This window comes from Stygiolobus caldivivus (assembly GCF_019704315.1).
In the GTDB taxonomy this organism is placed as follows: Archaea; Thermoproteota; Thermoprotei_A; order Sulfolobales; family Sulfolobaceae; genus Stygiolobus; species Stygiolobus caldivivus.
On record NZ_AP024597.1, the window covers coordinates 1,798,899 to 1,820,651 of the forward strand.

Annotated in this window: 21 protein-coding genes; 10 read left to right on the forward strand and 11 right to left on the reverse strand. The window is 38.1% G+C overall.

The window, feature by feature from the left end; all coding sequences use genetic code 11:
* Position 1 precedes the first annotated feature (1 nt).
* Entirely contained in the window at positions 2-289 is a 288-nt protein-coding gene (locus tag KN1_RS08495) for a twin-arginine translocase TatA/TatE family subunit (protein WP_221287059.1), read from the reverse strand.
* A gap of 929 nt (positions 290-1,218) precedes the next feature.
* Here KN1_RS08495 and KN1_RS08500 point away from each other — a divergent pair.
* From KN1_RS08500 to KN1_RS08520, 5 genes are all read left to right on the forward strand, one after another.
* Positions 1,219-1,932, forward strand: coding sequence for an ABC transporter ATP-binding protein (locus tag KN1_RS08500; protein WP_221290621.1), 714 nt, complete (start codon positions 1,219-1,221; stop codon positions 1,930-1,932).
* Entirely contained in the window at positions 1,929-3,566 is a 1,638-nt protein-coding gene (locus KN1_RS08505) for an ABC transporter permease subunit (protein ID WP_221287060.1), read from the forward strand. Before KN1_RS08500 ends, KN1_RS08505 begins: the two co-directional genes overlap by 4 nt.
* A 220-nt stretch (positions 3,567-3,786) precedes the next feature.
* A complete protein-coding gene (locus tag KN1_RS08510; protein ID WP_221287062.1) occupies positions 3,787-5,322 on the forward strand; it encodes an acetyl-CoA carboxylase biotin carboxylase subunit in 1,536 nt (511 codons plus the stop codon).
* Positions 5,322-5,825, forward strand: a complete 504-nt coding sequence (locus KN1_RS08515; protein ID WP_221287064.1) for a biotin/lipoyl-containing protein — start codon at positions 5,322-5,324, stop codon at positions 5,823-5,825. Before KN1_RS08510 ends, KN1_RS08515 begins: the two co-directional genes overlap by 1 nt.
* Before the next feature lie 81 nt (positions 5,826-5,906).
* Positions 5,907-7,475: an acyl-CoA carboxylase subunit beta gene (locus KN1_RS08520; RefSeq protein WP_221287066.1), complete on the forward strand. Its 1,569-nt coding sequence runs from the start codon at positions 5,907-5,909 to the stop codon at positions 7,473-7,475.
* Positions 7,476-7,597: 122 nt separating this feature from the next.
* On the opposite strand, the gene hel308 is transcribed toward KN1_RS08520, so the two are convergent.
* On the reverse strand, positions 7,598-9,718 hold the full coding sequence (gene hel308, locus KN1_RS08525) for an ATP-dependent DNA helicase Hel308 (protein ID WP_221287067.1): 2,121 nt from the start codon (positions 9,716-9,718) through the stop codon (positions 7,598-7,600).
* 206 nt (positions 9,719-9,924) lie between these two features.
* Between hel308 and KN1_RS08530 the strand changes: the two genes are divergently transcribed.
* Positions 9,925-10,131, forward strand: coding sequence for a ribbon-helix-helix domain-containing protein (locus KN1_RS08530; protein ID WP_221287069.1), 207 nt, complete (start codon positions 9,925-9,927; stop codon positions 10,129-10,131).
* Complete coding sequence (locus KN1_RS08535; protein ID WP_221287078.1) at positions 10,124-11,098, forward strand: inorganic phosphate transporter; 975 nt, start codon at positions 10,124-10,126, stop codon at positions 11,096-11,098. The genes KN1_RS08530 and KN1_RS08535 overlap by 8 nt, the downstream gene beginning before the upstream one ends.
* On the opposite strand, the gene KN1_RS08540 is transcribed toward KN1_RS08535, so the two are convergent.
* Genes KN1_RS08540 through KN1_RS08550 form a run of 3 tightly spaced genes read right to left on the reverse strand, consistent with a single transcriptional unit; the run spans position 11,087 to position 14,047 of the window.
* The gene (locus tag KN1_RS08540; protein ID WP_221287080.1) at positions 11,087-11,746 is read right to left on the reverse strand and encodes a DUF47 domain-containing protein; all 660 of its coding nucleotides are present in this window, start codon (positions 11,744-11,746) and stop codon (positions 11,087-11,089) included. The two genes, KN1_RS08535 and KN1_RS08540, sit on opposite strands and share 12 nt — an antisense overlap.
* Before the next feature lie 53 nt (positions 11,747-11,799).
* On the reverse strand, positions 11,800-12,924 hold the full coding sequence (locus KN1_RS08545; protein WP_221287082.1) for a citrate synthase/methylcitrate synthase: 1,125 nt from the start codon (positions 12,922-12,924) through the stop codon (positions 11,800-11,802).
* A complete protein-coding gene (locus KN1_RS08550) occupies positions 12,902-14,047 on the reverse strand; it encodes a DUF763 domain-containing protein (protein ID WP_221287084.1) in 1,146 nt (381 codons plus the stop codon). The genes KN1_RS08545 and KN1_RS08550 overlap by 23 nt, the downstream gene beginning before the upstream one ends.
* A 36-nt stretch (positions 14,048-14,083) precedes the next feature.
* Here KN1_RS08550 and KN1_RS08555 point away from each other — a divergent pair, with 36 nt between their 5' ends.
* Positions 14,084-14,764 (forward strand): metallophosphoesterase family protein, encoded by a 681-nt coding sequence (locus KN1_RS08555; RefSeq protein ID WP_221287086.1) that lies wholly within the window; start codon positions 14,084-14,086, stop codon positions 14,762-14,764.
* Here KN1_RS08555 and KN1_RS08560 read toward each other — a convergent pair.
* The 5 genes from KN1_RS08560 to KN1_RS08580 all read right to left on the reverse strand — a co-directional run bounded on the left by KN1_RS08560 (position 14,741) and on the right by KN1_RS08580 (position 18,179).
* Positions 14,741-15,388: a peroxiredoxin gene (locus KN1_RS08560; RefSeq protein WP_221287087.1), complete on the reverse strand. Its 648-nt coding sequence runs from the start codon at positions 15,386-15,388 to the stop codon at positions 14,741-14,743. The two genes, KN1_RS08555 and KN1_RS08560, sit on opposite strands and share 24 nt — an antisense overlap.
* 105 nt (positions 15,389-15,493) lie before the next feature.
* A complete protein-coding gene (locus tag KN1_RS08565; RefSeq protein WP_221287089.1) occupies positions 15,494-16,471 on the reverse strand; it encodes a DHH family phosphoesterase in 978 nt (325 codons plus the stop codon).
* 13 nt (positions 16,472-16,484) lie between these two features.
* Complete coding sequence (locus tag KN1_RS08570) at positions 16,485-17,093, reverse strand: cysteine hydrolase family protein (protein WP_221287090.1); 609 nt, start codon at positions 17,091-17,093, stop codon at positions 16,485-16,487.
* 34 nt (positions 17,094-17,127) lie between these two features.
* Complete coding sequence (locus KN1_RS08575) at positions 17,128-17,727, reverse strand: endonuclease V (protein ID WP_221287091.1); 600 nt, start codon at positions 17,725-17,727, stop codon at positions 17,128-17,130.
* On the reverse strand, positions 17,709-18,179 hold the full coding sequence (locus tag KN1_RS08580; protein WP_221287092.1) for a phosphatase domain-containing protein: 471 nt from the start codon (positions 18,177-18,179) through the stop codon (positions 17,709-17,711). The genes KN1_RS08575 and KN1_RS08580 overlap by 19 nt, the downstream gene beginning before the upstream one ends.
* Positions 18,180-18,356: 177 nt before the next feature.
* On the opposite strand from KN1_RS08580, the gene KN1_RS08585 reads away from it, so the two are divergent.
* Both KN1_RS08585 and KN1_RS08590 read left to right on the forward strand, forming a co-directional pair.
* A complete protein-coding gene (locus tag KN1_RS08585; protein ID WP_221287093.1) occupies positions 18,357-19,691 on the forward strand; it encodes an FAD-binding oxidoreductase in 1,335 nt (444 codons plus the stop codon).
* Positions 19,669-20,190 carry a nicotinamide-nucleotide adenylyltransferase gene (locus KN1_RS08590; protein ID WP_221287094.1) on the forward strand — a complete coding sequence of 174 codons (522 nt, stop codon included), beginning with the start codon at positions 19,669-19,671 and terminating at the stop codon, positions 20,188-20,190. The genes KN1_RS08585 and KN1_RS08590 overlap by 23 nt, the downstream gene beginning before the upstream one ends.
* A 3-nt stretch (positions 20,191-20,193) precedes the next feature.
* Here KN1_RS08590 and KN1_RS08595 read toward each other — a convergent pair whose 3' ends face one another.
* A complete protein-coding gene (locus KN1_RS08595; protein WP_221287095.1) occupies positions 20,194-21,744 on the reverse strand; it encodes a M61 family metallopeptidase in 1,551 nt (516 codons plus the stop codon).
* Between the last annotated feature and the right edge of the window lie 9 nt (positions 21,745-21,753).

A 21,753-nucleotide genomic window follows, 5' to 3' on the forward strand; every position in this document is an offset into this window, starting at 1 on the left:
TTTAGCTGTTTTGTTGCTTCTGCTCCTTTTTTAAATCTTCTAACTGTTTTTGTAACTCATCAATTTTCTTCTGAAGGTCTGCCTCTTTAGAAGATTGATTAGGTTGTATGTTTTGGTTCTGAGCTTGTTGCATTTGCATAAGCTCCATTTCTGCTTCCATTTTTCCCTTCTTGAACTCGCCTGTAGCTCGGCCTAACGACCTAAATATCTCAGGAATTTTAGTAGCTCCGAAGAACAGTATTATAGCAACCACAATCAGTATTATTATGTCATTAGGAACTGGCCCCATATTTTATCACATTTAATAGTTGTCGGCCATACTAATAAACTTTCACTTCATTAATATGTTACTTATATTAATCTATTTATTCACCAAACGAGAATTATCTCTGGGTAGAGTAAGTATATAAAAGAGGATTTTATTTTAGTCATATACTCATGAATAATTGAGAAATTATTACATGATATTCAAGTAGTGAATCGTTCCCGAGGTAATTTAGGTATCTTTTACGATTTCCGTCTATCTAAGTATGGTTTTAGATTATAACTTAATTAAATGTACAGACATAACAATAATTATTAAATAATTAATACATGATATCGTATAAAAGCGTATTATAAAGAGGTTATAATTTAGGCTATCCACAATGATTCTACGTGTACTATATATTTATGCATTGAATTATACTAATTTTATGGATAAAATTACAATTTGCAGAGGAACAGTAAAAGGCCCTTGTGTGATTTAAGCACTTCTTATATTCACATTTATCAAATTTCAATAATAGAAAAAGATTTTGTCCATTATATTTCTAATATTAAACTATACTCCCAATATGTAAAGGACAACAATATCCCTATTATAGTGTAGTTAGACCCCCAGCATATAAAGACATAGACCTTGACTTCGAAGGTATAACTAAGTATAAAATGGTCGTATCCCTATAAGTTTAAATTTTTATATCAGTATTATAAATTAATTTGTTCTAAAATTAAATGTTCCAATATATTTATTATGGGCTAAGAATTCTACTTACATTTAAACCCATTTTTTTACGCTTAATCGATTTGACCTAAAATATTCCCCTCTAGATCAAGAGTAAAACTTTTAAATTGTTAAAAGACCTTTGCCTTAGGTGGTCAGATGGAAGAATATTAGAGACAATAGACTTAGGTTATGCCTATGTTGAGGATAACTTTGTAATAAGACATGTCAATATGGAAATGTATGACCATGAACTAGTAGCTATTGTAGGGCCATCAGGGATAGGAAAGTCTACTCTACTGAGAATTCTTGGAGGATTTGTACCACCTAAAGAAGGAGAAGTCAGACTTATGGGTAAAAAAGTGCTTCAGCCTTCTCCCAAAATAGCGTTAATCCACCAATCAATAGCAACTTTCCCTTGGATGAGCGCACTAGATAATGTAAGGCTAGGGTTAAAATATAGAAAGCTTCCTAAAGATGAGGAAATAAGAATCGCAAAAAAGATGCTCGATTTAGTAGGCCTCTCCGGGTTTGAAAACTTCTATCCCAAACAAATGAGCGGAGGAATGAGGCAAAGGATCGCAATAGCGAGAGCACTAGCAGCAGACCCTGTTGTCCTTCTTATGGACGAGCCTTTCTCACACCTAGATGAACTAACAGCTGAGGGGCTTAGGCAGGAAGTCTATCAGATGTTATTCAGTGATGAGTCACCTTTAAAAACAGTAGTCCTTGTGTCCCATAACTTGTTCGAAGTCGTGGAGTTAGCTGATAGAGTTTATGTATTAAACGGTATCCCGGCTACAGTCGTAGGTAATATAAAAATTGAACTACCAAGGCCTAGAGACCAACATGATCCTAAGTTCCAGGAATATGTAGATACACTTTACAAGTTACTAAGCCCTGCTCTAAAGAAGAAAATTACGGACGGAAAAGGTGAAACTATATGAACGAGCTTATTTCATTATTCCCTACCCTTGTTTTAGCTTCTTTAGCATCTATAGGTAGAGTCTGGCTAACGATATTGGCTTCTATTATAAGTGGATGGTTTCTTGCTTGGGCTTCAATCAAGAGCAAAGTTTTTGAGAATACTTACATTAGCCTGAGCGAAGTTTTTGAATCCGTCCCAGTTTTCAGTTTTCTCCCCATAGTATTCATCTTCTTTGTCTATGATATTGGAGGAAGTCTGGGTATAGAACTAGCAGTACTATTTCTAGTATTTACTGCAACAGTGTGGAATATTTGGATGGGAATATATCAGGCTTTCAAGACCGTCCCGCACGACCTTGTGGAAGTAAGTGAAAATTATAAGTTCGGGTTTTGGGGTAAGATGTTAAAGCTTTACGTACCCTATTCTATTCCACGGATATCTTCCGAGTTAATGTCAAGTTTTTCAGACGGACTATTTTACATAACTGTGAGTGAAGTCTTCAGTGTAGGGACAAAAAACTTTGAAGTATTTGGCATAGGGTCTGTAATAGCTAACCTAACACAAGAAGGTAACTATCTGGGCGCACTTGAAGGGCTTGCAATATTAGGGGTCTTCGTAGCAATAATTACATATCTACTTAGAGAATTTGCAAAATACAGTGTATCAAAATATGGTCTAGACACTGAGATGCGGGTTAGTAAAAAAGGGAGACTAAATATAAGGGGCTCATTAAGGTTAACTAATAGTCTACCTACATTTACAAAAATCGCAAGAGTATTTCCTACAGTAGATAAGCTTAGAAGGTATTCATATGAGGACTATTATGAAGAACCCCATAAGAGAGACCGTTTATGGAAAATTATAGGAGTCTCTGTAGGTATATTATTACTGGGACTAATCATATATGGTGCTATTGGCATTATCCTATCAGTCTCTGTTACTGAATGGCACCATTTAATAGCGTCAATACCAGAGGATCTGATAGCAATAGGAGTCGACTATATTAGGGTAGGTATAATAACCGGTGTTTCCTTTTTACTCGCCGTATTCCTAGGCTATTATTTAGCCACTCATGAAAAGGTGGAGAAAGTTGCAATACCGGTGATTCAGGCTTTTGCAGCGTTCCCTGCTCCAGCGTATTTCCCCTTACTCTTTCTAGCTACAATAGGGATTTTCCGTGCTATATTTGGGCCATTTACTAATGAATTCTATGTGCTACTTATAGGGTTTATATCTACATTCTATTATGTGTTCTATAGTTTCTGGTTAGGTGTTAAGAACATGCCTACTCAATACTGGGAGATCATGAAAAACTACCAACTAAGTTTCTTGGATAAAATGAGGAAGATAATAATACCCGCTACACTACCCTATATAGTTACGGGTCTCTCAAGCACAATAAATAGCGCGTGGGGAGGTCTAGCAATAGCGGAATATTGGCCTGACATAGTCAACGGGTATAACCTATATGTTAGAACCGGAATGATGAAGGACATAGTCTACTATACCAATGTGGGAGATATTGCAGATGCGGCCTGGTTATCTTTCCTATTCGGGATTATAGTAGTCATATATTCTATCCTGTTTACGAGAAAACTAATGGACTTATCTAGGCAGAAATATATTGCTGAAGAGGGAATATACCTAGCTTAAAACGATTTTTCTACGTCTCCTTACTTGCTTTTCCTAATTTTTAGGCTAGACTTAAGAATTTATTATCTTGGATTGGTATTTTGTCTCTGATGATGTGGAATCCGGGAACTGAACATGATGACAAAGCGCGAGCACTGAACTTTCTTTTTTAAATTTACACGAAACAATTTGTAAAGTTAAAACCTTTTAAACCCCTAAAACAATAATAGTATGACTTAGAATGCCACCATTTAATAAAGTTCTCGTAGCAAATAGGGGAGAAATTGCTGTAAGAGTAATGAAGGCAATTAAAGAGATGGGGATGAAGGCAGTAGCCGTGTATTCAGAAGCCGATAAATATGCTTTACACGTTAAATATGCTGATGAAGCCTATTACATAGGACCCGCACCTTCCCTACAGAGTTATTTGAATATCCAAGCCATAATAGACGCAGCTGAAAAAGCTCATGCTGACGCAGTACATCCGGGTTACGGCTTCCTCTCAGAGAACGCAGATTTTGCAGAAGCTGTTGTCAAAGCTGGAATGACATGGATCGGCCCCTCAGTAGAGGCTATGAGGTCAATAAAAAGCAAGTTAGACGGAAAAAGGATAGCAAAAATGGCAGGCGTACCCATATCCCCTGGGTCTGATGGACCACTTGAGAGCCTAGACGAAGCTTTGAAGCTTGCTGAGAAAATAGGATACCCTATAATGGTAAAAGCCGCGTTTGGAGGAGGAGGTACTGGAATAACCAGAGTTGACACTCCAGAACAGTTGCAGGAAGTCTGGGAGAGGAATAAAAGGTTAGCGTACCAAGCTTTCGGTAAAGCAGACCTTTACATAGAAAAAGCTGCTGTTAACCCCAGACATATAGAGTTCCAGTTAATTGGGGACAGACACGGAAATTACGTAGTAGCATGGGAAAGAGAATGTACTATACAAAGGAGAAACCAGAAGCTAATTGAGGAGGCCCCTTCACCTGCTTTGAAGATGGAAGACAGAGAAAAGATGTTTGAACCTATAATTAAGTTCGGTCAAATTATAAAGTACCACACACTGGGAACCTTCGAGACGGTCTTCTCAGACGTAACTAGGGACTTCTACTTCCTAGAGCTAAATAAAAGGCTCCAAGTAGAGCACCCAGTAACAGAACTGATCTTCAGAATTGACCTAGTTAAATTACAGATAAACCTTGCTGTAGACGGATATTTGCCGTTTACCCAAGAGGAGTTAAATAAGAGGTATAGGGGACACGCTATAGAATACAGAATAACTGCGGAAGACCCCATAAACGACTTCACCGGTAGCTCTGGTTATATTACCTATTATAAGGAGCCGACAGGACCTGGCGTAAGAGTAGATAGCGGTATAATAGAAGGTAGCTACGTCCCACCATATTATGACTCTCTAGTGTCTAAACTAATTGTATACGGCGAGAGTAGAGAATATGCAATACAAGCAGGTAATAGGGCACTGAATGACTACAAGATAGGTGGGATTAAGACTGTTATTGAACTGTATAAGTGGATAAACAGAGATGAGGACTTCATAAAAGGAAAGTTCACTACCGCGTACATTTCAGAGAAGAGGGACCAATTCGTTAAATACCTAAAGGCTAAAGAAGACATGAAAGCTGCGTTAGCGGCTGCAATTTATGAAAGGGGTTATATGAAGAAGGCTGCACAAGCTGCACAGCAGCAAGCACCAACCAGGAAGAGTTCAGGTTGGAAAACCTATGGTGTTATGGCCCAGTCCTCTTATAGGGTGATGTGGTAATGAAAATCCTCAGGGTCTTTTCGGATTTAGGCGACGTTACCACAATGACTTATGACCAGCAAGGTAATAAGGACAAAATAAAGACAGAACTGGGAGAATACGAGATAGAATATGTAGGGCAAGGTTGGAGAGAAGGAGAATTATTGTTCAAGATTAACGGAGAGGTTCACAGGGTCTACTTCGATAAAGGGTTTATTATAATAGATGATGAGACGTTCTTCAAGGTAGATAGGGTCTCGGAGAGCGCAGTAGAAGAAGGAAAGTCGTTAGAGGAACTAATAAGAGGAAAGGAGGGAGAAGTCTTATCACCAATGCAAGGCAGGATTGTCCAAGTAAGAGTAAAGGAGGGAGACGTAGTAAACAAGGGGCAGCCCTTACTGTCAATTGAGGCAATGAAGAGCGAGACCGTGATCTCGGCTCCCGTTTCGGGGACAGTCCAAAAGATAATGGTAAAAGCTGGACAAGGTGTAAAGAAAGGAGATTTATTATTAATAATTAAGTAATTAGATTTTTTGAAATGTTTAAAATGTATAAAAGTTTAAAACTCCGTGTGTAAAGATAAACGCGTATAGGTGAATAACTAAATGTCGTCCGAAAAATCCGCATATGAAAAATTATTAGATGAGTTAAAGCAAAGGAAGGAAAAAGCGTACAAAGGTGGAGGAGAAGAAAGAATAAAAACCCAACACTCTAAAGGTAAGCTAACCGCCAGGGAGAGGCTTGCACTATTATTTGACGAGGGAACGTTTAACGAGGTAATGACATTTGCGACTACTAGGGCAACTGAGTTTGGCCTAGATAAGGAGAGATATTATGGTGATGGTGTAGTAACCGGGTGGGGGAAAGTCGATGGCAGGACAGTCTTTGCCTACTCACAAGACTTCACGGAAATAGGAGGGACTTTGGGGGAAACCCACGCGGCTAAAATAGGAAAGGTTTACGAACTAGCACTTAAGGTAGGAGCACCGGTAGTGGGGATTAATGATTCAGGAGGTGCCAGGATCCAAGAAGGAGCTATGGCTCTAGAAGGCTATGGCCTTGTCTTTAAAAATAACGTGATGGCCTCTGGTGTAATACCGCAAATAACCATAATGGCAGGCCCTGCTGCTGGAGGAGCAGTGTATTCACCAGCACTCACTGACTTCATTATCATGATTAAAGGTGACGCCTACTACATGTTCGTGACAGGCCCAGAAATTACTAAAGTAGTATTAGGTGAAGAGGTTACTTTCCAAGATTTAGGAGGGGCAGCGGTTCACGCTACAAAGTCTGGTGTGGTCCACTTTATGGTCGATAGCGAACAGGAGGCAATAAACACAGCAAAGAGGTTACTGTCCTACTTACCTTCAAATAACATGGAAGAACCACCCTACATGGATACCGGTGACCCAATTGACAGGGACGTAAGTGGAGTAGACCAGATAATGCCTGATGACCCAGCTAAACCATATAATATGAAGGAGATAATTACAAGGATCGTTGACAATGGTGAATTCCTTGAAGTTCATAAACACTGGGCAAGGAACATAATAGTCGGGTTTGCAAGAATTGGTGGAAATGTAGTAGGGATAGTTGCGAATAACCCAGAGGAGTTCGGCGGGTCAATTGATATAGACGCAGCTGATAAAGCTGCGAGGTTCATAAGGTTCTGCGACGCGTTTAATATACCGTTGATAAGTTTAGTCGATACACCAGGTTATGTCCCTGGGACTGACCAAGAATATAAAGGGATAATTAGACACGGGGCTAAAATGCTGTACGCATTTGCTGAAGCGACTGTACCTAAAATTACGATGATCGTAAGAAAGTCGTACGGGGGTGCTCATATCGCAATGAGCATTAAGAGTTTAGGTGCTGACCTGGTTTACGCATGGCCTACAGCAGAGATCGCTGTAACCGGACCTGAGGGAGCAGTAAGGATACTGTACAGAAGGGAAATCCAGCAAGCAAGTAACCCGGAGGACTTCATAAAGCAAAAGATAGCTGAATATAGGAAACTGTTTGCAAACCCGTATTGGGCAGCTGAGAAAGGACTAGTAGATGACGTTATTGAACCTAAGGACACCAGGAGGGTGATAGCAGCAGCTCTAGAAATGTTAAGAAATAAGAGAGAATATAGGTATCCTAAGAAGCACGGGAATATTCCACTATAAGAGAACATAAGTTATCGTTTATTTTCTCTATTTTTCCCTTTCTGCCTAACGCCTCCACGAGTAATAGAAATTTTCTTATGGTCTCACAATCGCCTTCAAACTCATTTTCTCCCGATAAAAATCTAAGTAATAGCTCTTGCAGCCTCTCTGACAATTTTCTCGCCTAGTTTAGGCCCTAATAACTGTTTTACTTTTTCGGGGTTCATAAGTATTTCCTCCGGTGTTTTTATACTGTGAGAGTAAAGAAGCCTTGCCCTTACTCTACCTATACCAGATACTCTTATTAGAGGTATGAGCTCTTCTTTCACCCCGTCCTTAACCCTTAGGTGTAATTTTTCCAGTATTTTTTCATGTTCTTCTAAGCCCAGCACTGAAGCTACATGATAGCCACTATAAGTTAGCCAGTCCATAGTGTCTGTAATTGCCCTTAAATCTCCCGATCCTATTCCGTACCTCCCTAATATCGTGTCTTCATCCACTTCTTCTATCCAGTCTCTCATTATAAACGCTACTTTAAGCGAAGATAAATAGTTTGAGAGTTCGAATTCGTCATAGGGCTCTTCGATGAAAAGTTCACAATCTAATTCGTCCAAAATAACGTCTTCTTCAGCCTTACTTACGCTCACCAAAGGACCATCGGGAGTATACGCTAATAAATGGAAATAAGCTATTTCGCATCCTTTCTCGCTCTTTAGTAAGGCGTCTTTTATAGTGACCGCCGTGAACGGGTTGAGGTATAAGTCCGATATGCGTCTTCCAAACCTAGTTAAAACCAAGTAATCGTCTTTTTGTCCAATAAAGTCGTTGCTCATTAACCAACTTATCGCTTGCTTGTAATATTTCTTAGCTAATTCCTTAGGGAGTAATGTATCTTGGACATAACTGCTTAACGTTTTTTCTGTAACACCTTGCTCAGAGGATATAATACTGAGGATAAAGGAATAGAATGCGCTTTCTGAGCCTAGCTTAGACTCTAATGGTTCTACATCTGAATTTAAGTATTTCTGCGTTATCTTCTCGACTTCGCTCTTAGACCTCACAATCACTACCGATTCACCGTATTCGTCGAAACCAGGTCTTCCGGCCCTACCGCTCATCTGTTTATATTCCATCACAGGGATGTATTCCGTAAACCCTATAACTTTCCTATTAAACCTGTGAATATCGCCTATAACTACTGCCCTAGCGGGTAAATTCACACCCGCAGCTAGGGTAGGGGTAGCAACTATTACTTTTATTATCCTCTCTCGGAAGGCTCCTTCTATAATGTCCCTTAACCCTTTAGAGAGGCCTGCATGATGATATGCGACTCCTTTCAGGATGAGATTGTATAAAGACTCTTTTTCGTTACTCCCCGCGTCTTCAACTTCCTTTACTTTTTGAGCCACTTCGTGGAGTTTTTTATTGTCTAATTTTACTAATGACATATACTGTGAAATTTTAACCGCAGTAGATTCAGCATACTTCCTTGAAGACCTAAAGACCAGAACTTGACCGTCTCTACTTACAGTGTCTAAAGTATAAGCTACTATGGGACACTCTCCATATACTTTTTTACTGGAGCCATCCTTATACAAGACTATAAAATCCTTCTTTTTGTTACTTGTATACAAGACTCCCTCTTTAAGAGGTACCGGTCTCCAGTTAGTAGCAACTACGTCTGCCTTTAGCCACTTCGCCACTTTATCATAGTTGCCTATTGTAGCGCTTAATGCAAGGACTATACCTCTTCTCTTTGCCCTAACAGCAACGCTTTCTACCACCGGTCCCCTCTCTGTATCGTTCATGTAATGGAACTCGTCTAGTACAAAATAATCGACTTCCTTAAGCCATGAAGAGTTATGCCTCCATAAAGAGTCAAGTTTCTCGTAGGTAGCAACAATTATATCGTAGTCTTTTAACCAATAGTCATCAGTATCATAATCCCCGCTTGTCATTGCGACTTTCAGTCCTAGCTGTTCCCAGTCCTTAAAAGTGGCATATTTTTCGTTCGTCAGAGCCCTGAGAGGTGTGACGTACACCGCTTTTCCGCCTTTATTGAGTAAGTGGCTTACCATTCCTAGTTCCGCCATTAATGTCTTCCCTGACGCGGTAGGCGATACAATGAGTAATGGTTTATCTTCTAGTAATCCTTTCTCAACTGCTTCAGATTGAGGTGGATTTAACCTTTGGATACCTCTATTTTTAAGTATATCTTTTATCCTCTGGTCTACTGGTAACGAATCAACGTTGATGCATCCCATCTTTAAAATTTAATTATTTATCCCAAAACCCATTTTAAGCATTTTTGCGACTAACTAAGCCAGTGGTACTTGGTTTTTTCACGCTTTCTCTACGTTTGGTCTAGCTAATAACCCGATAAGGTTTATCTATCACTATAAAAAGATTACTAGCCTCTTTTACTTGGAAAGATTTTTCTGAATAAAAGAAATAGGGAATTATGATTCCTATGAACGGCGTCAAAAAGTTAGACGAAATTACGTATGAACTTGAATTCAATAGCGTTAAAACAATTTCTTTCAAGTTAGATGAAGATTTCCTCAGAGAAATAGATGAAATGGTAAAAATTATGGGATATAGTAATAGAAGCGACTTAATTAGAGATGCAATAATAGCATATATTAGGGAGCTAGAAGCAAAGCATGTTAATGAATAGTTCAGTAGTGCTTGAATATTTTATATTCACAGTAGGTTTATTCTCGTCGTTTTTAGTGGGAGGAAATAACTCAGCGATAGCATTAGGCATTTTAGTATCTACTAACGTCTTGAGAAGAAAACTTTCCTACCTAGTTAACGCTATATCTCTCTTTATAGGTGCATCTATAGGGAGCGTAACCATGGAGTCAAGCATATACGGGCTGGTAAACTCTAGATATTTTATCCTTTTAGAGATTCTACTTTCTTCAATATTATTTTCATCAACTATAACATTCTATTACTTAAATAAAATAGGAATTCCAGCATCGTTAAGCCAGATGATTTATCCTTCTACAGCTGGAGTAGTCCTAATTGCTAGAGGCGCTATAGGTTTCGACTGGGGTAAATTCGATTTTACTGTATTGTCTTGGTTACTTTCGCCAGTCATAGCGATCGTGACTTCACTCTCTATGTATTTCCTTCTGAGAAAGGCCCTAACGGGCGAAAAGAATTTTATAAAGGAGATAAGATATTATAAGTACGGTCTAATTGCCTCATCTATCTTTACTTCTTTCGTAACTGGAGCCAATGCAATTGGTATAATTATTTCTGCTGGGCTAATAACTGAACCGTTCTACATTACTGCTCCACTTTACGCTCTTGCGGCTACTTTAGGAATCTATTTAAGCTCTAGAAAGACTGTAATCACAGTGGGCTTCAGAATAACCAGGTTAGGATATACTGCTGCGTCTTCAGCACTTATTGGAAGTGATATAATATCAGAAGTCTTCACCCTATTTGGGATCCCAATCTCTATAACCCAGACTATTATGGGGGGAATTATAGGGCTGAGCCTTAGAAGTTTTGGTTATGATGTGGAGAAACAGTTAAAGCAAATAGCTAAGGGATGGATAGTTTCACCTATACTAGCCATAATTGTAAGCCTAGCTGCTTATGGAGTTTTACGGAGTATATTAGGACTTTAGAGTAGCATATAATACCTCTATGCTTAGCGTAGCATCTTCCATGAAATCCAGGATATCATCTAAGAAGAAAATTACATCTCTCATTTGAAGTATTGTTATTAAATCTATGTCCTTTTCCATAGAGTAGAGCTTTGAAATGAGCATATCCTTTAGTTCGTCTCCGCTTCTTTCTAGCATCTGAATTTCCTTTCCGACTTTTAGTGCTTCGTTGATATCACTTGATAACTTTGATAGCATCTCAACTAGACGTTCTGAGGCTTCATTTATTGTAGATAGGTAAGCTAATATACTTTCTCTCATACTGACTAAGCATTTTTCCGCTGGTTTTCTGGACGATATAGCTCTCCCCGAATCTTTAATAGCAGAGCTTGTTTGATATAGGGATTGTGTAAGCATGACCATAGCTTCTTTGAAATCTGGTAAAAACGCTCCACCGTAAATTATCGATAGAGTTTCTTCCCTAGACATAGCTATCCTTTCTGTTATACTCTTAATTTTAATTAGACTGGAGTTAATCATATCGTCTTCATTGTTTAAAGCTCCTATAAACAGTTGTTTAAGACTATCACAAGCTGTTTTTAGATCCTCTCCCATTTTCACTAATTTGCTGAATAGTTCTTCTTCTTTATTTAATTTAAACTTAATCATTTAGTCTAACTCATGCGGTCAAGTTAAAAAATTACTTTAAAATATCTTAACGTTTACCTACTGTCTAAGGGTATATATTTTCTACCTACCTCTCCTTTGTAATAAGCCTTAGGCCTAATTATCTTGTTGTCTTTTACGTACTCTAAAATATGGGCTATCCAACCTGTAACTCTGGCAGATGCAAATACTGTTGGAAAGAACTCAGGCTCAAACCCCAGTGAATAAAAGACTATACTGGAGTAGAAATCTACGTTAGGATAAATACCCCTTGAACCCAGATATTTAATACCGATTTCCTCAACTTTTTCAGCAATGTCATACAGTTTCTTTATCTCTCCGCCCTTTTTTTCAGCTAATAACTTAGCATATGTTTTCAGTATCCTCGCCCTAGGGTCATAAGTCTTGTATACTCTATGCCCGAAACCCATTATTCTTTGTTTGTTTGAAAGTTTAGTTAGGATATACTTTTCCACGTTATCTACGTCACCTATTTCTCTGAACATCTTTAGCGCCTCATAATTTGCACCGCCATGCAAAGGGCCTTTTAATGCCGAGATCCCTGCTATTATAGATGAATATAGATCAGATAACGTAGACGCTACTACTAAAGACGCGAATGTCGATGCATTCATTTCATGATCCATATGCAAGATCATTGCAACGTCCATTGCCTTAGACTCCTCTTCGCTAGGTTTAGAACCGTTTACCATATAAAGGAAATTAGAGGCATGAGATAATTCTGGATCTGGCTCGACCGGTTCCAGATCCCTCTTTAACCTAATATAATAAGCAACTATTGTGGGGAACTTAGAAATTAAATTAACTATACTTTGATCAGATATAGAGTAAACATGAGTGTTTTCTTCTAAGCCCATGATACTCACAGCAGTCCTTAACACGTCCATCGGATTCGCATCTTTCTTAACGCTCTTTAGGAATTCCCTTAATCCATTAGAGATAGATCTAGATTCTTTTAAGGACCTTACGAAGTTTTCATATTCAAATATATTCGGAAGTTTCCCATATAATATGAGATAACTAGTCTCTTCAAAATTGGAGAACTCTGCTAGGTCATAAATTGAATATCCTCTATAATATAATCTTCCTAACTCACCGTCTATATACGTAATTTCGGTTTCCTTCACATAAACGTCTTCAAGCCCCTTCTTTATCTCCATATTTAGCCAACTCCTTTAATTTAGTTAAAGCAAACTCTTTATCTTTCTTTTCCACTTTTATTTTTTCAATAATATCTTCTAACGTATAAATTACCTCGTATGCGACCTTTCTATTGACCGGGAATGGCACTCCGTCCTTTCCGCCTATTGCATAAGCGTACTTGAACGGCTCATAAGGGAAGTTAACTGGGTCTTCGTAAGAAGGCGGTTCATTATATATTAAATCCGCAACCAGATAAAGTGCCCTAGCCGTAGAAGGGCCTAGTCCGCTTAACAGCATTTCTTCTATGTTATTTGGGCTATTATCATATATGACCTCCAAGACATTCTTTACTTTCCTTAAATCGTTTGGCCTCATATAAATTGCCTTAATTTGATCAGATATTTTAATATTAAAAGCATGAGAAAATAGAGTGGTCTGACCTCTTATTAATTTTTGTGCAAGTTCTATTTGTGAAATGACCTTTGAAGGCTTTTCTCTAGCTAGGTCTAAGACGACTTTTCTCGTATTTTCCTTCTCCTTTTTTACTGCATTAATAGCTATATCCTGCTTCACCCCTGCTATACCTCGGTGTGGTTCTATTGAAAACCTTTCAACTTCAAACCAATGATATCTCCTTGCATACCTTGTCTTCAAATTCATTCCCTGCTGTATAACGGCCCACTTCCCGTTCTTCGTGACTAACATCGAATGGTGGTACAGAGTATGGCCGTCTTGTACTAGCACGCTATCTACTTTAGCTACTAGCCTGCTCGCTCTTTCTAGTTTCTCTACATCTAGATTCATATTTTTCCCTAAAGCCTTTAACTCTTCAGGTACTTTGAGCGCGTTTTTACCTTTACCGCCTAAGACTACAAAACCTTCCTCATTTATACTGACAACTTCTTTAAGTATACCTAGGGTCACGGTGGTAGAACCTGAAGAGTCCCAGTCCATACCAATAACATTATTAAATGCTTGAAACCATAAAGGATTAGATAACCTTTCTAGGACTTTATCTTCTCCCCATTCTATAATCATCACATCAATTATAGCCTTGGATAACCTTTTCATTATAGAAGCTAACCAAGGCGGTACTTTTCCCTCATGGAGAGGTAAATCAGCGATACCCTCAAGTTTCACAATACTTTTCTATTTGTTAGGAGTAAATATAAATTAATGCTAATAGCTGCCACTTCGGATCTGCATTCACCGAAATACCTTACACAATTCTTTGCCTCCTTTAGCAAAATTAGAGAACTTGAAATATCACTATTTCTCCTTGCAGGCGACTTATGTGAACGGGGTGAATATAAACATTTTACGCCCATATACGATATGCTAAAGAAGTACACCACTGTTGCAGTTTTTGGAAATGAAGATTTCACAGATAAAAGAGAGTATTATAAGAAATTTTTTAATGAAATAAGATGGTTAGAAGATGAAAAATTAACATTAGAAGCACAAAATTTGGAAATAGATATAATAGGGAGCGAGGGAGTTTTAGAAAAACCTACGAATTGGCAGAAACTCCACGGGATTACTGAAGAGATATATGAGAAAAGGAGAGAAAAAATAGAAAAATTATTATGTGAAGCTAGAGGAGATATAAAGATTTTGCTAACTCACTATGCATCTACATTTAAAACAGTTTTTGGCGAAAGAAAAAGTATCTACCCAAATTTAGGTTATAGAATATTAGAAACCACTGAGTGCAGTCCTGATTTAGCTATTCACGGGCATGCCCATTATGCTAAAGCTACTTACGGCGAAATTGGGAAAACACGAGTATATAACGTAGCATTTCCAGCTAATAAAAAAATAGTTATAATAGATTTAGACCCTTTGATCAGGAGGTAATTCTTCGTATTTCTTAAAGAGTAAGTACCATGCTTTTGCATTGGGTAACTTGACCCTCATTTCAGCCTCATCAAATACTGGTGGAGGAGGAACTATGACGTCTTGCCCAGGCTGCCAGTTAGCTGGTAAAACTACCTTAGCCTTATAGTTAACTATAGCTGCTTTAGTTATTCTTAATAATTCGTCAATATTCCTACCATACTCCAGCGGGTATTGGGCTACAAACCTTATTATACCATCTGGAGATGCTAGAATTACAACCCTTATCGTTTGACCTGAGGCTTCGTCTAACGCATCTAGCATCCTTGCTAACTTCTTATCAGGGTCAGCTATTACCGGGAACGGAACTTTTACACCGTATCTCTGTTCAATATCCATTAGCCATTGTATATGGGAGTAAACACTGTCTACGCTCATTCCTATTAGTTCAACACCTAATTTTTTGAACTCTTCATACTTCTGTGAGAACGCTACAAATTCTGTAGTACATACTGGAGTAAAGTCAGCTGGGTGTGCGAATAGGAATAGCCATTTTCCTTTTCCAAATACGTCCTTATAGAAGTCTATTGGACCTTTAGTAGTTAAAACTTGTGTATCAGGGAATTTCTGGTATAGTTTGACCATTTAGAATCACTATAATATAAGAGTTCCTTGAGTTTTTAAAGTATTTCTAATCAAAAGTAAAACGAAAAACCTTTTATTTTAATTGGAGATTATAAAAGTTTAGCTTTACATTGTTACGTTTCTCTTACCTTCATAGGGGGTAAACCCGGTTTCACTTATAACTTTTTCAACAATCTTTGACGCCCAATTCAACATAGGACTCCTGATCCCGAGCCTATTAAGGAGGAATCTCCAAAAAGGGGCTTTCAGTCCTGCCCCAGCTGCTAGAACGTGCCCGCCACCGCCTAATTTCTCAGCGAATTTTCTTACATCTATGCTGTTACTTCTGAAAGATATAGCTTTTCCATTTACTGATGCATAAACTATAGCCCCATATCTGTTCATTAGAAATTGTGATGCATAACTTATATCTGGAGGGCCTCTCCATCTAACGGCTACTACTATTTTCTTACCTCCCACATCTAGCACTTTGACATATTTATGTAAGTTTTCATAACCCTTTAATTCTTTATCTACCTGCTCTAGGAGTATCCTTTCAAACTCCTCATCCCATAATATCCCCTTGTAAAACTTCTGGATTAAATATTCTTTCCATTTATAGTCTTTATTATATTCTACTACACGCCTTAGTTTTTCGCCCATAGGGTCGTCATGAAGCCATATATCTACAGAGCAGTCTGCACTAGCCAGTTTCTTTGAGAACTCGTCTTCTGGGTTCATGTTCTTGTTTACTACACCTGCTCCACAAGTAGACGTGTCGTGGTATACCTTTATACCTACATCTTGAAGTTTTTTCTTCCACTCATCCTTCCACACGTGATGATCAAACCACTCTATTTCAGCTCCTTGACTCATTAGTTTTTTCAGGTTTTCTATTACACTATCCAAGGTAGAAGCGTTGAGCCCTATATCAGCGATCATAACCTTGTATACACCTCTTAGCTCTAGGTTCTTTAGCAAGTTATGAATCTTAGTAGGCTCTGTAAAGAATACTTTTTTAGGCAGTGAACCCACAGCCCTAGCATATACTGCTGCAGATGCTGTACCGTCAAAATCGTTGTGGACTATAGCGTAATAATCCATAGTCCATCATTCTTTACTTTCTAGTAATAAACTTTATCCCGGCCGAGGTAGAGATCTTTCCTTTATACAGAAAATCCACTTGTCTTAAGGATGCGTAATAGTCGAAGTCTGTTAATGCTGAAATGCCGTCCTTAGCAACTACGACATTATACCACCTTAAAGCTGCACTACCTGCAGTATGTAGAACGCAAATATTAGCTACTGTACCAGTCATTATAACGTTCTTAATACCTTTAACCCTTAGAATGTAATCTAGAGGGGTTTCGAAAAACGCATCATACCTATATTTTTTTATTATGAAGTCGTCTTTCTCCGGTCTTAATTCATCAACTATTTCAGCTCCCCAAGTCCCCGCTAAAGCATGTTCTCCCCAAATCTTAAACTCTGGATCGTCTTTCATATGCCAATCTTGAGTGTAAATAATATAGGTAGAAGACTCTCTAGCCTTCTGAATTAATTTTTTGATTGCTGGTATAGTTTCTTCCGCTTTAGGAACGTATAGTTTACCTTCTCTCCTTACAAAATCATTCTGCATATCAACTATGACTAAAGCGGTTTTTGATGGTTCTAGCTCTATTTCTTTCTCCTCAGGAATATCAGGAGTTTCTAAAGTAACTTTCACAAATTGATACTCTCTCTGCCTCTTTTTTATTTTTTCAACTATTTTTTCCCTTAGCTTCTTTGGAGAGTTTATCCGCCAATTTTAGAATCTCTGGGTAACCTTTTCTTGCCAATACTTTTACGTCGTTAAGGTCCACTTTGTTACCTATGCTAAAATAAAATTTTCCTTTCTTTATACCTACTTTTTCACCGTGAGCTAATATGTAAATTTCTGAATCCTCCTTTACTTCTTCTCCAAATAACCTAGATTTTGCTACACCTATAGTTGGGATATCCAATAAAACACCTATAACTGTAGCTATCCCACTTTTTCTTGGATGAGCTAAGCCGTGCCCGTCTATTAAGGTCAGTTGACATTGGTCTTGATATTTTTCTAAAGCCTTAATCATTAGGGGAGCTTCTCGTATGAATAAAAAGGTAGGAATATAGGGGAACTTAACCTCATCTATTACCACATTGTGGTCATACCCTTGCCCATCAAAATACACCGCAACAGCATATCCTTTATTCCCTTTATAAGCGACGTCGAGGGCACAGATTTTGTTAACGTTTTCTACTCCCAGATGGCTGATAACCACGTTTCGTGCAACCAAACTTTGAAACTTTACTAAAAAGTTCAAGAGTGGATCTTCCACTTTTCTTTCAGCCTTTCTATCTCAAATACAAATAGTTCTTGCTCATAAGTTTGTATTGCCCCAGGCTTATACCTTCTTACCTCTTCTATTGCTGATTCAGCGTCTAAGCCTTCAACTAAAACCAGATAACTAGCGATTATAGTGCCAGTTCTCCCCATCCCACCTATGCAGTGGACAAGGTTCCCTTTTCCCTTTCTAAGCCAGTTAAAAATACTAGTAAACTGGTTCATTTTAGGCGGGTGACCGTCTGGGATCCTTACGTGAAGATATTCTAACCCTAGTTCATTAAGTGTAGAGTAATAATAATCAACACTACCCCATGCTTCTTCAATCTCCCAATCTTCAGGTAAGATAAGGACTCTCTTAACTCCGTTTCTTTTCCATTCCTCTATCTCATCTCTAGTATAAGGAATTGGAGATCCGCCTATTTCACCTTTTCTAACCCAATACATTCATCATCACACTCTGCAGATCCGCTGTTCTTCATCTACTTTATTTTTAAAGTAAATGCGACATAAAAATTATTTCCGCATGTAAAGACTATAGGAAGAGGAGATATTGCGTCAAAGCATAATAATTGTTTTATTAGTCCTGAATATGTATAAAACTGATTAAAGCAATAATTTAATGTGTTAGATGGTTTAGAAGTAGAAGAAGGCAAGGAACGAGAGGATTTTGCAGGGTTTAAAATAAGACCTAGGTTAATAGTTTACCCTAAAAATGAGGAAGAAATAGTTAGGGTAGTAAATTATGCAAGGGATAATAAGATACCTATTGTTACTTATGGTGCAGGGACAAGCCTATCAGGACATTTGCAGTGTGAGGGATGTATATTACTCGACATGAAATACATGAACCAAATTATTGAGATTAACGATATTGACTGGTATACCAGAGTTCAACCCGCCGTAAACCTTGAAAAGTTAAACTCAGAGTTAAACAAAAAAGGGTTTTTCCTGCCTCCTGACCCAGCAAGTTATTTCTTATGCTCCGTGGGTGGAGCTACCGCAAATGCTTCAGGTGGTATGAGAGGAGTAAAATACGGGACTTTCAGAGACTGGGTCTTAGCGCTTAAAGTGGTCTTACCTAACGGGAAGATCGTGAAAATAGGTGAGCCGTTAAGAAAGAATAGAGGGGGGTATGATCTCCTGCACTTATTTGTAGGAAGCGAGGGCACTTTAGGAATAATTACCGAAATATGGTTAAGGATTATTCCATTACCTCAAAGGAAGACCTATACGATTATTTCCTACGTTAATGATATAGAAGAAGCTGGACAACTAATCTATCTAATAAGAAGAAATGGAATTATCCCAGAAATAGCTGAATTTATTGACGGTGAAGTTATACGAGCACTTAATAGGGAATTGAACGCCGGTCTTAGTGAAAAGGGCGGGGCATTTATAATCTCAGTTGAGGAGGATTACTTGCCTAAGCTCCAAACTCTATTAGAAAACAAAGAGTACATTATAACAGAAGGAGAAGAGGCTGAAAGAATTTATTCTATAAGAGCTCAATCTGCTATAGCGTTAAAAGCTGAGACAAAACTAATGTATGTTGAAGACATAGTAGTACCCGTATCACGGATAATAGACGCTATAAAGAGAATAAAAGAGATCGAAAAGAAATACAATATAAGAATGCCGATTATAGCCCATATAGGCGATGGAAATCTACACCCTAATATAATGCTAGATGACCCTAGTAAGGCTCAAATAATTTTCGACGAAGTAGCCAGGGTAGCTATTGAACTAGGAGGTTCTGTATCCGGGGAACACGGTATCGGCGTGCAAAAAGCTAGAGTATTAGCTGAACAGATAATTTCTCATAACGGTAGGGAAGTCCTAAAAATTATGAAAGGGATTAAGGACTTAATAGACCCTGAGGATATTATGAATCCTAATAAATTCGTCGAACTAGCATATAAGCTGAGTGAGTTAGATGAGAGCACTATTCCCAGGTAGATTTCAACCATTTCATTTGGGACACCTTGCTGCAGTACAGTGGCTACTAAACAAGTATGACAAAGTGATTATAATGATTGGTAGCGGTCAAGAGAGCCACTCAGTTTATAATCCGTTTACAGCAGGGGAAAGATTATTTATGATAAAAGAGAGCTTAAAAGAATATAACGTAGATTTTCGTAAGGTCATTATGTTCCCTATAATGGAATCCTTTACCAGTAAAAATTGGATAAGGATTGTAGAAGTTTATTCACCACCATTTGATGTAGTAGTAAGCGGAAACCCCTTAGTATACACTGTAGCTAAAGAGTCCGGGTATTTAACCGATAAAGTGCCTATCTTTAACAGGGAGAATTATAACGCTACTAGGATAAGAAAATTAATGATAGAGAATGACCCTAGTTGGAAAGAATTAGTCCCAAAAAGTGTCTATAAATTTATTGAAGAAATAGGGGGCGATAATAGAGTAAGAGAGGTTATAAAATCAGACTACTGTTAAATATCAGATTATTTTACGATCCGATACGCCTTCACCTTTACCGAAGACTTTTTCAAAGAACCCACCTTTGGTTATTAACTTAATGGTGTGTCCAGGATTAGGCTTAGTATAAATTTCAAAATCTTTTATTACTCCTTCTCTATTCACCGTTAATTCGATTTTTTCTAGGTCAGGACTAATACTAGAACCCCTTATACCATTAACAGCTAATACTTCATCAGATGGAAATAGACCTGCTATATCGGCTGGTGAACCATCTTCTACAAACACGATTTTGCTACCATCAAGCCTAATGCCAAGATAAGGTTTCCCCTTATCTACAAATTCAATATCTACGTAGTCCGAGAGATAGCTAAATATGGGAGGATCCCTCTTGTAAACTAAATCGTCTAAAAAATCCACCCCGAATTCAGCTGCTATTTCCTTGACATCAGCATAGGTATATCCGTTATCTCTACACTTTTTATAAAGGGATTTGAAAAAGGTGAAAAAGTCCTTCGTATTCTCGCTCTCATCCCTAATTTTCATATCCATAATTAGCCCTACTATAAACCCGAGGTCGTAATATGAAACGCCTACGTTAAGGAAGTTCTCATCACGTCTATACAGTTTTATCCACGTTAACCGGGAAGATTCCGCTAAACTCATTCTTCTAATACCCGGATAAGTGAGGTTTGAAAGTATGTTAGCTATTGACTTTAATGCTTGTTGTGTATCAGTCACTCCTACTGCTACTGTAGACAGAAACGCCATATAGTCCGTTAAACCTTCTGCTACCCATAATAGGTCTGTATAGTTCTCTCTTTCATAACTGAATGATAAGAACTCCTTGGGCTTTAGAGTCTTAATGTTCCATCTGTGGATATATTCATGAGTAAAAAGCCAAAAGAGGTCTTTCCTATCCCATTGGACTACAATCGCAGAAGAGTGGCTATGTTCTATTCCACCATAACTTACATCACTTCTTCTAAAGAAGAAAATATAGTCTTTTCTACTATTATTCTTGGTTTTATTTTCTTGGTATATCTGATCTAAAAACAAGAGGATTTTACCTAACTTTTCTACATCTTCAAGCTGGTGAAGAGTAGAAATATAATGAGACTCGGTAATCTTGATCAGCTTCAGATTTGGGGAAGCTTGGATCGGGGAATCAGCAAACTCGTGATAGTTATCGCCACAATAAGCCTCCCCGACCTTTTGTAATGTAGTGTGGACAACCCAGTTGCTCGGAAGCTTAAGCTTTACGCAATACTGTTCATCCACTTCTTGAAAGGGAAAGACCGATACGGGGTTTATAAACAAGTATTCGCTAGTGGATATTGCTTCCCTTTGATCCTTTGAAATAGCAGAGTAGAAGTATTCAAACTCCTCATCTGTTAAATAATATCTGTTTTTTGCGGTGAAGATCGCACCTTTAAGGAAAGTAACGTTCCTCTCTTGTTCTCTAACAAAATATGACCCTGGGACCCAAGTTGGAAAAGTTATCTCTCTACCAACAGTTCCCTTACCCTTAACGTAGATGTACCTATTTCTGGGTTCGACTTCAAAATACATTATAACACC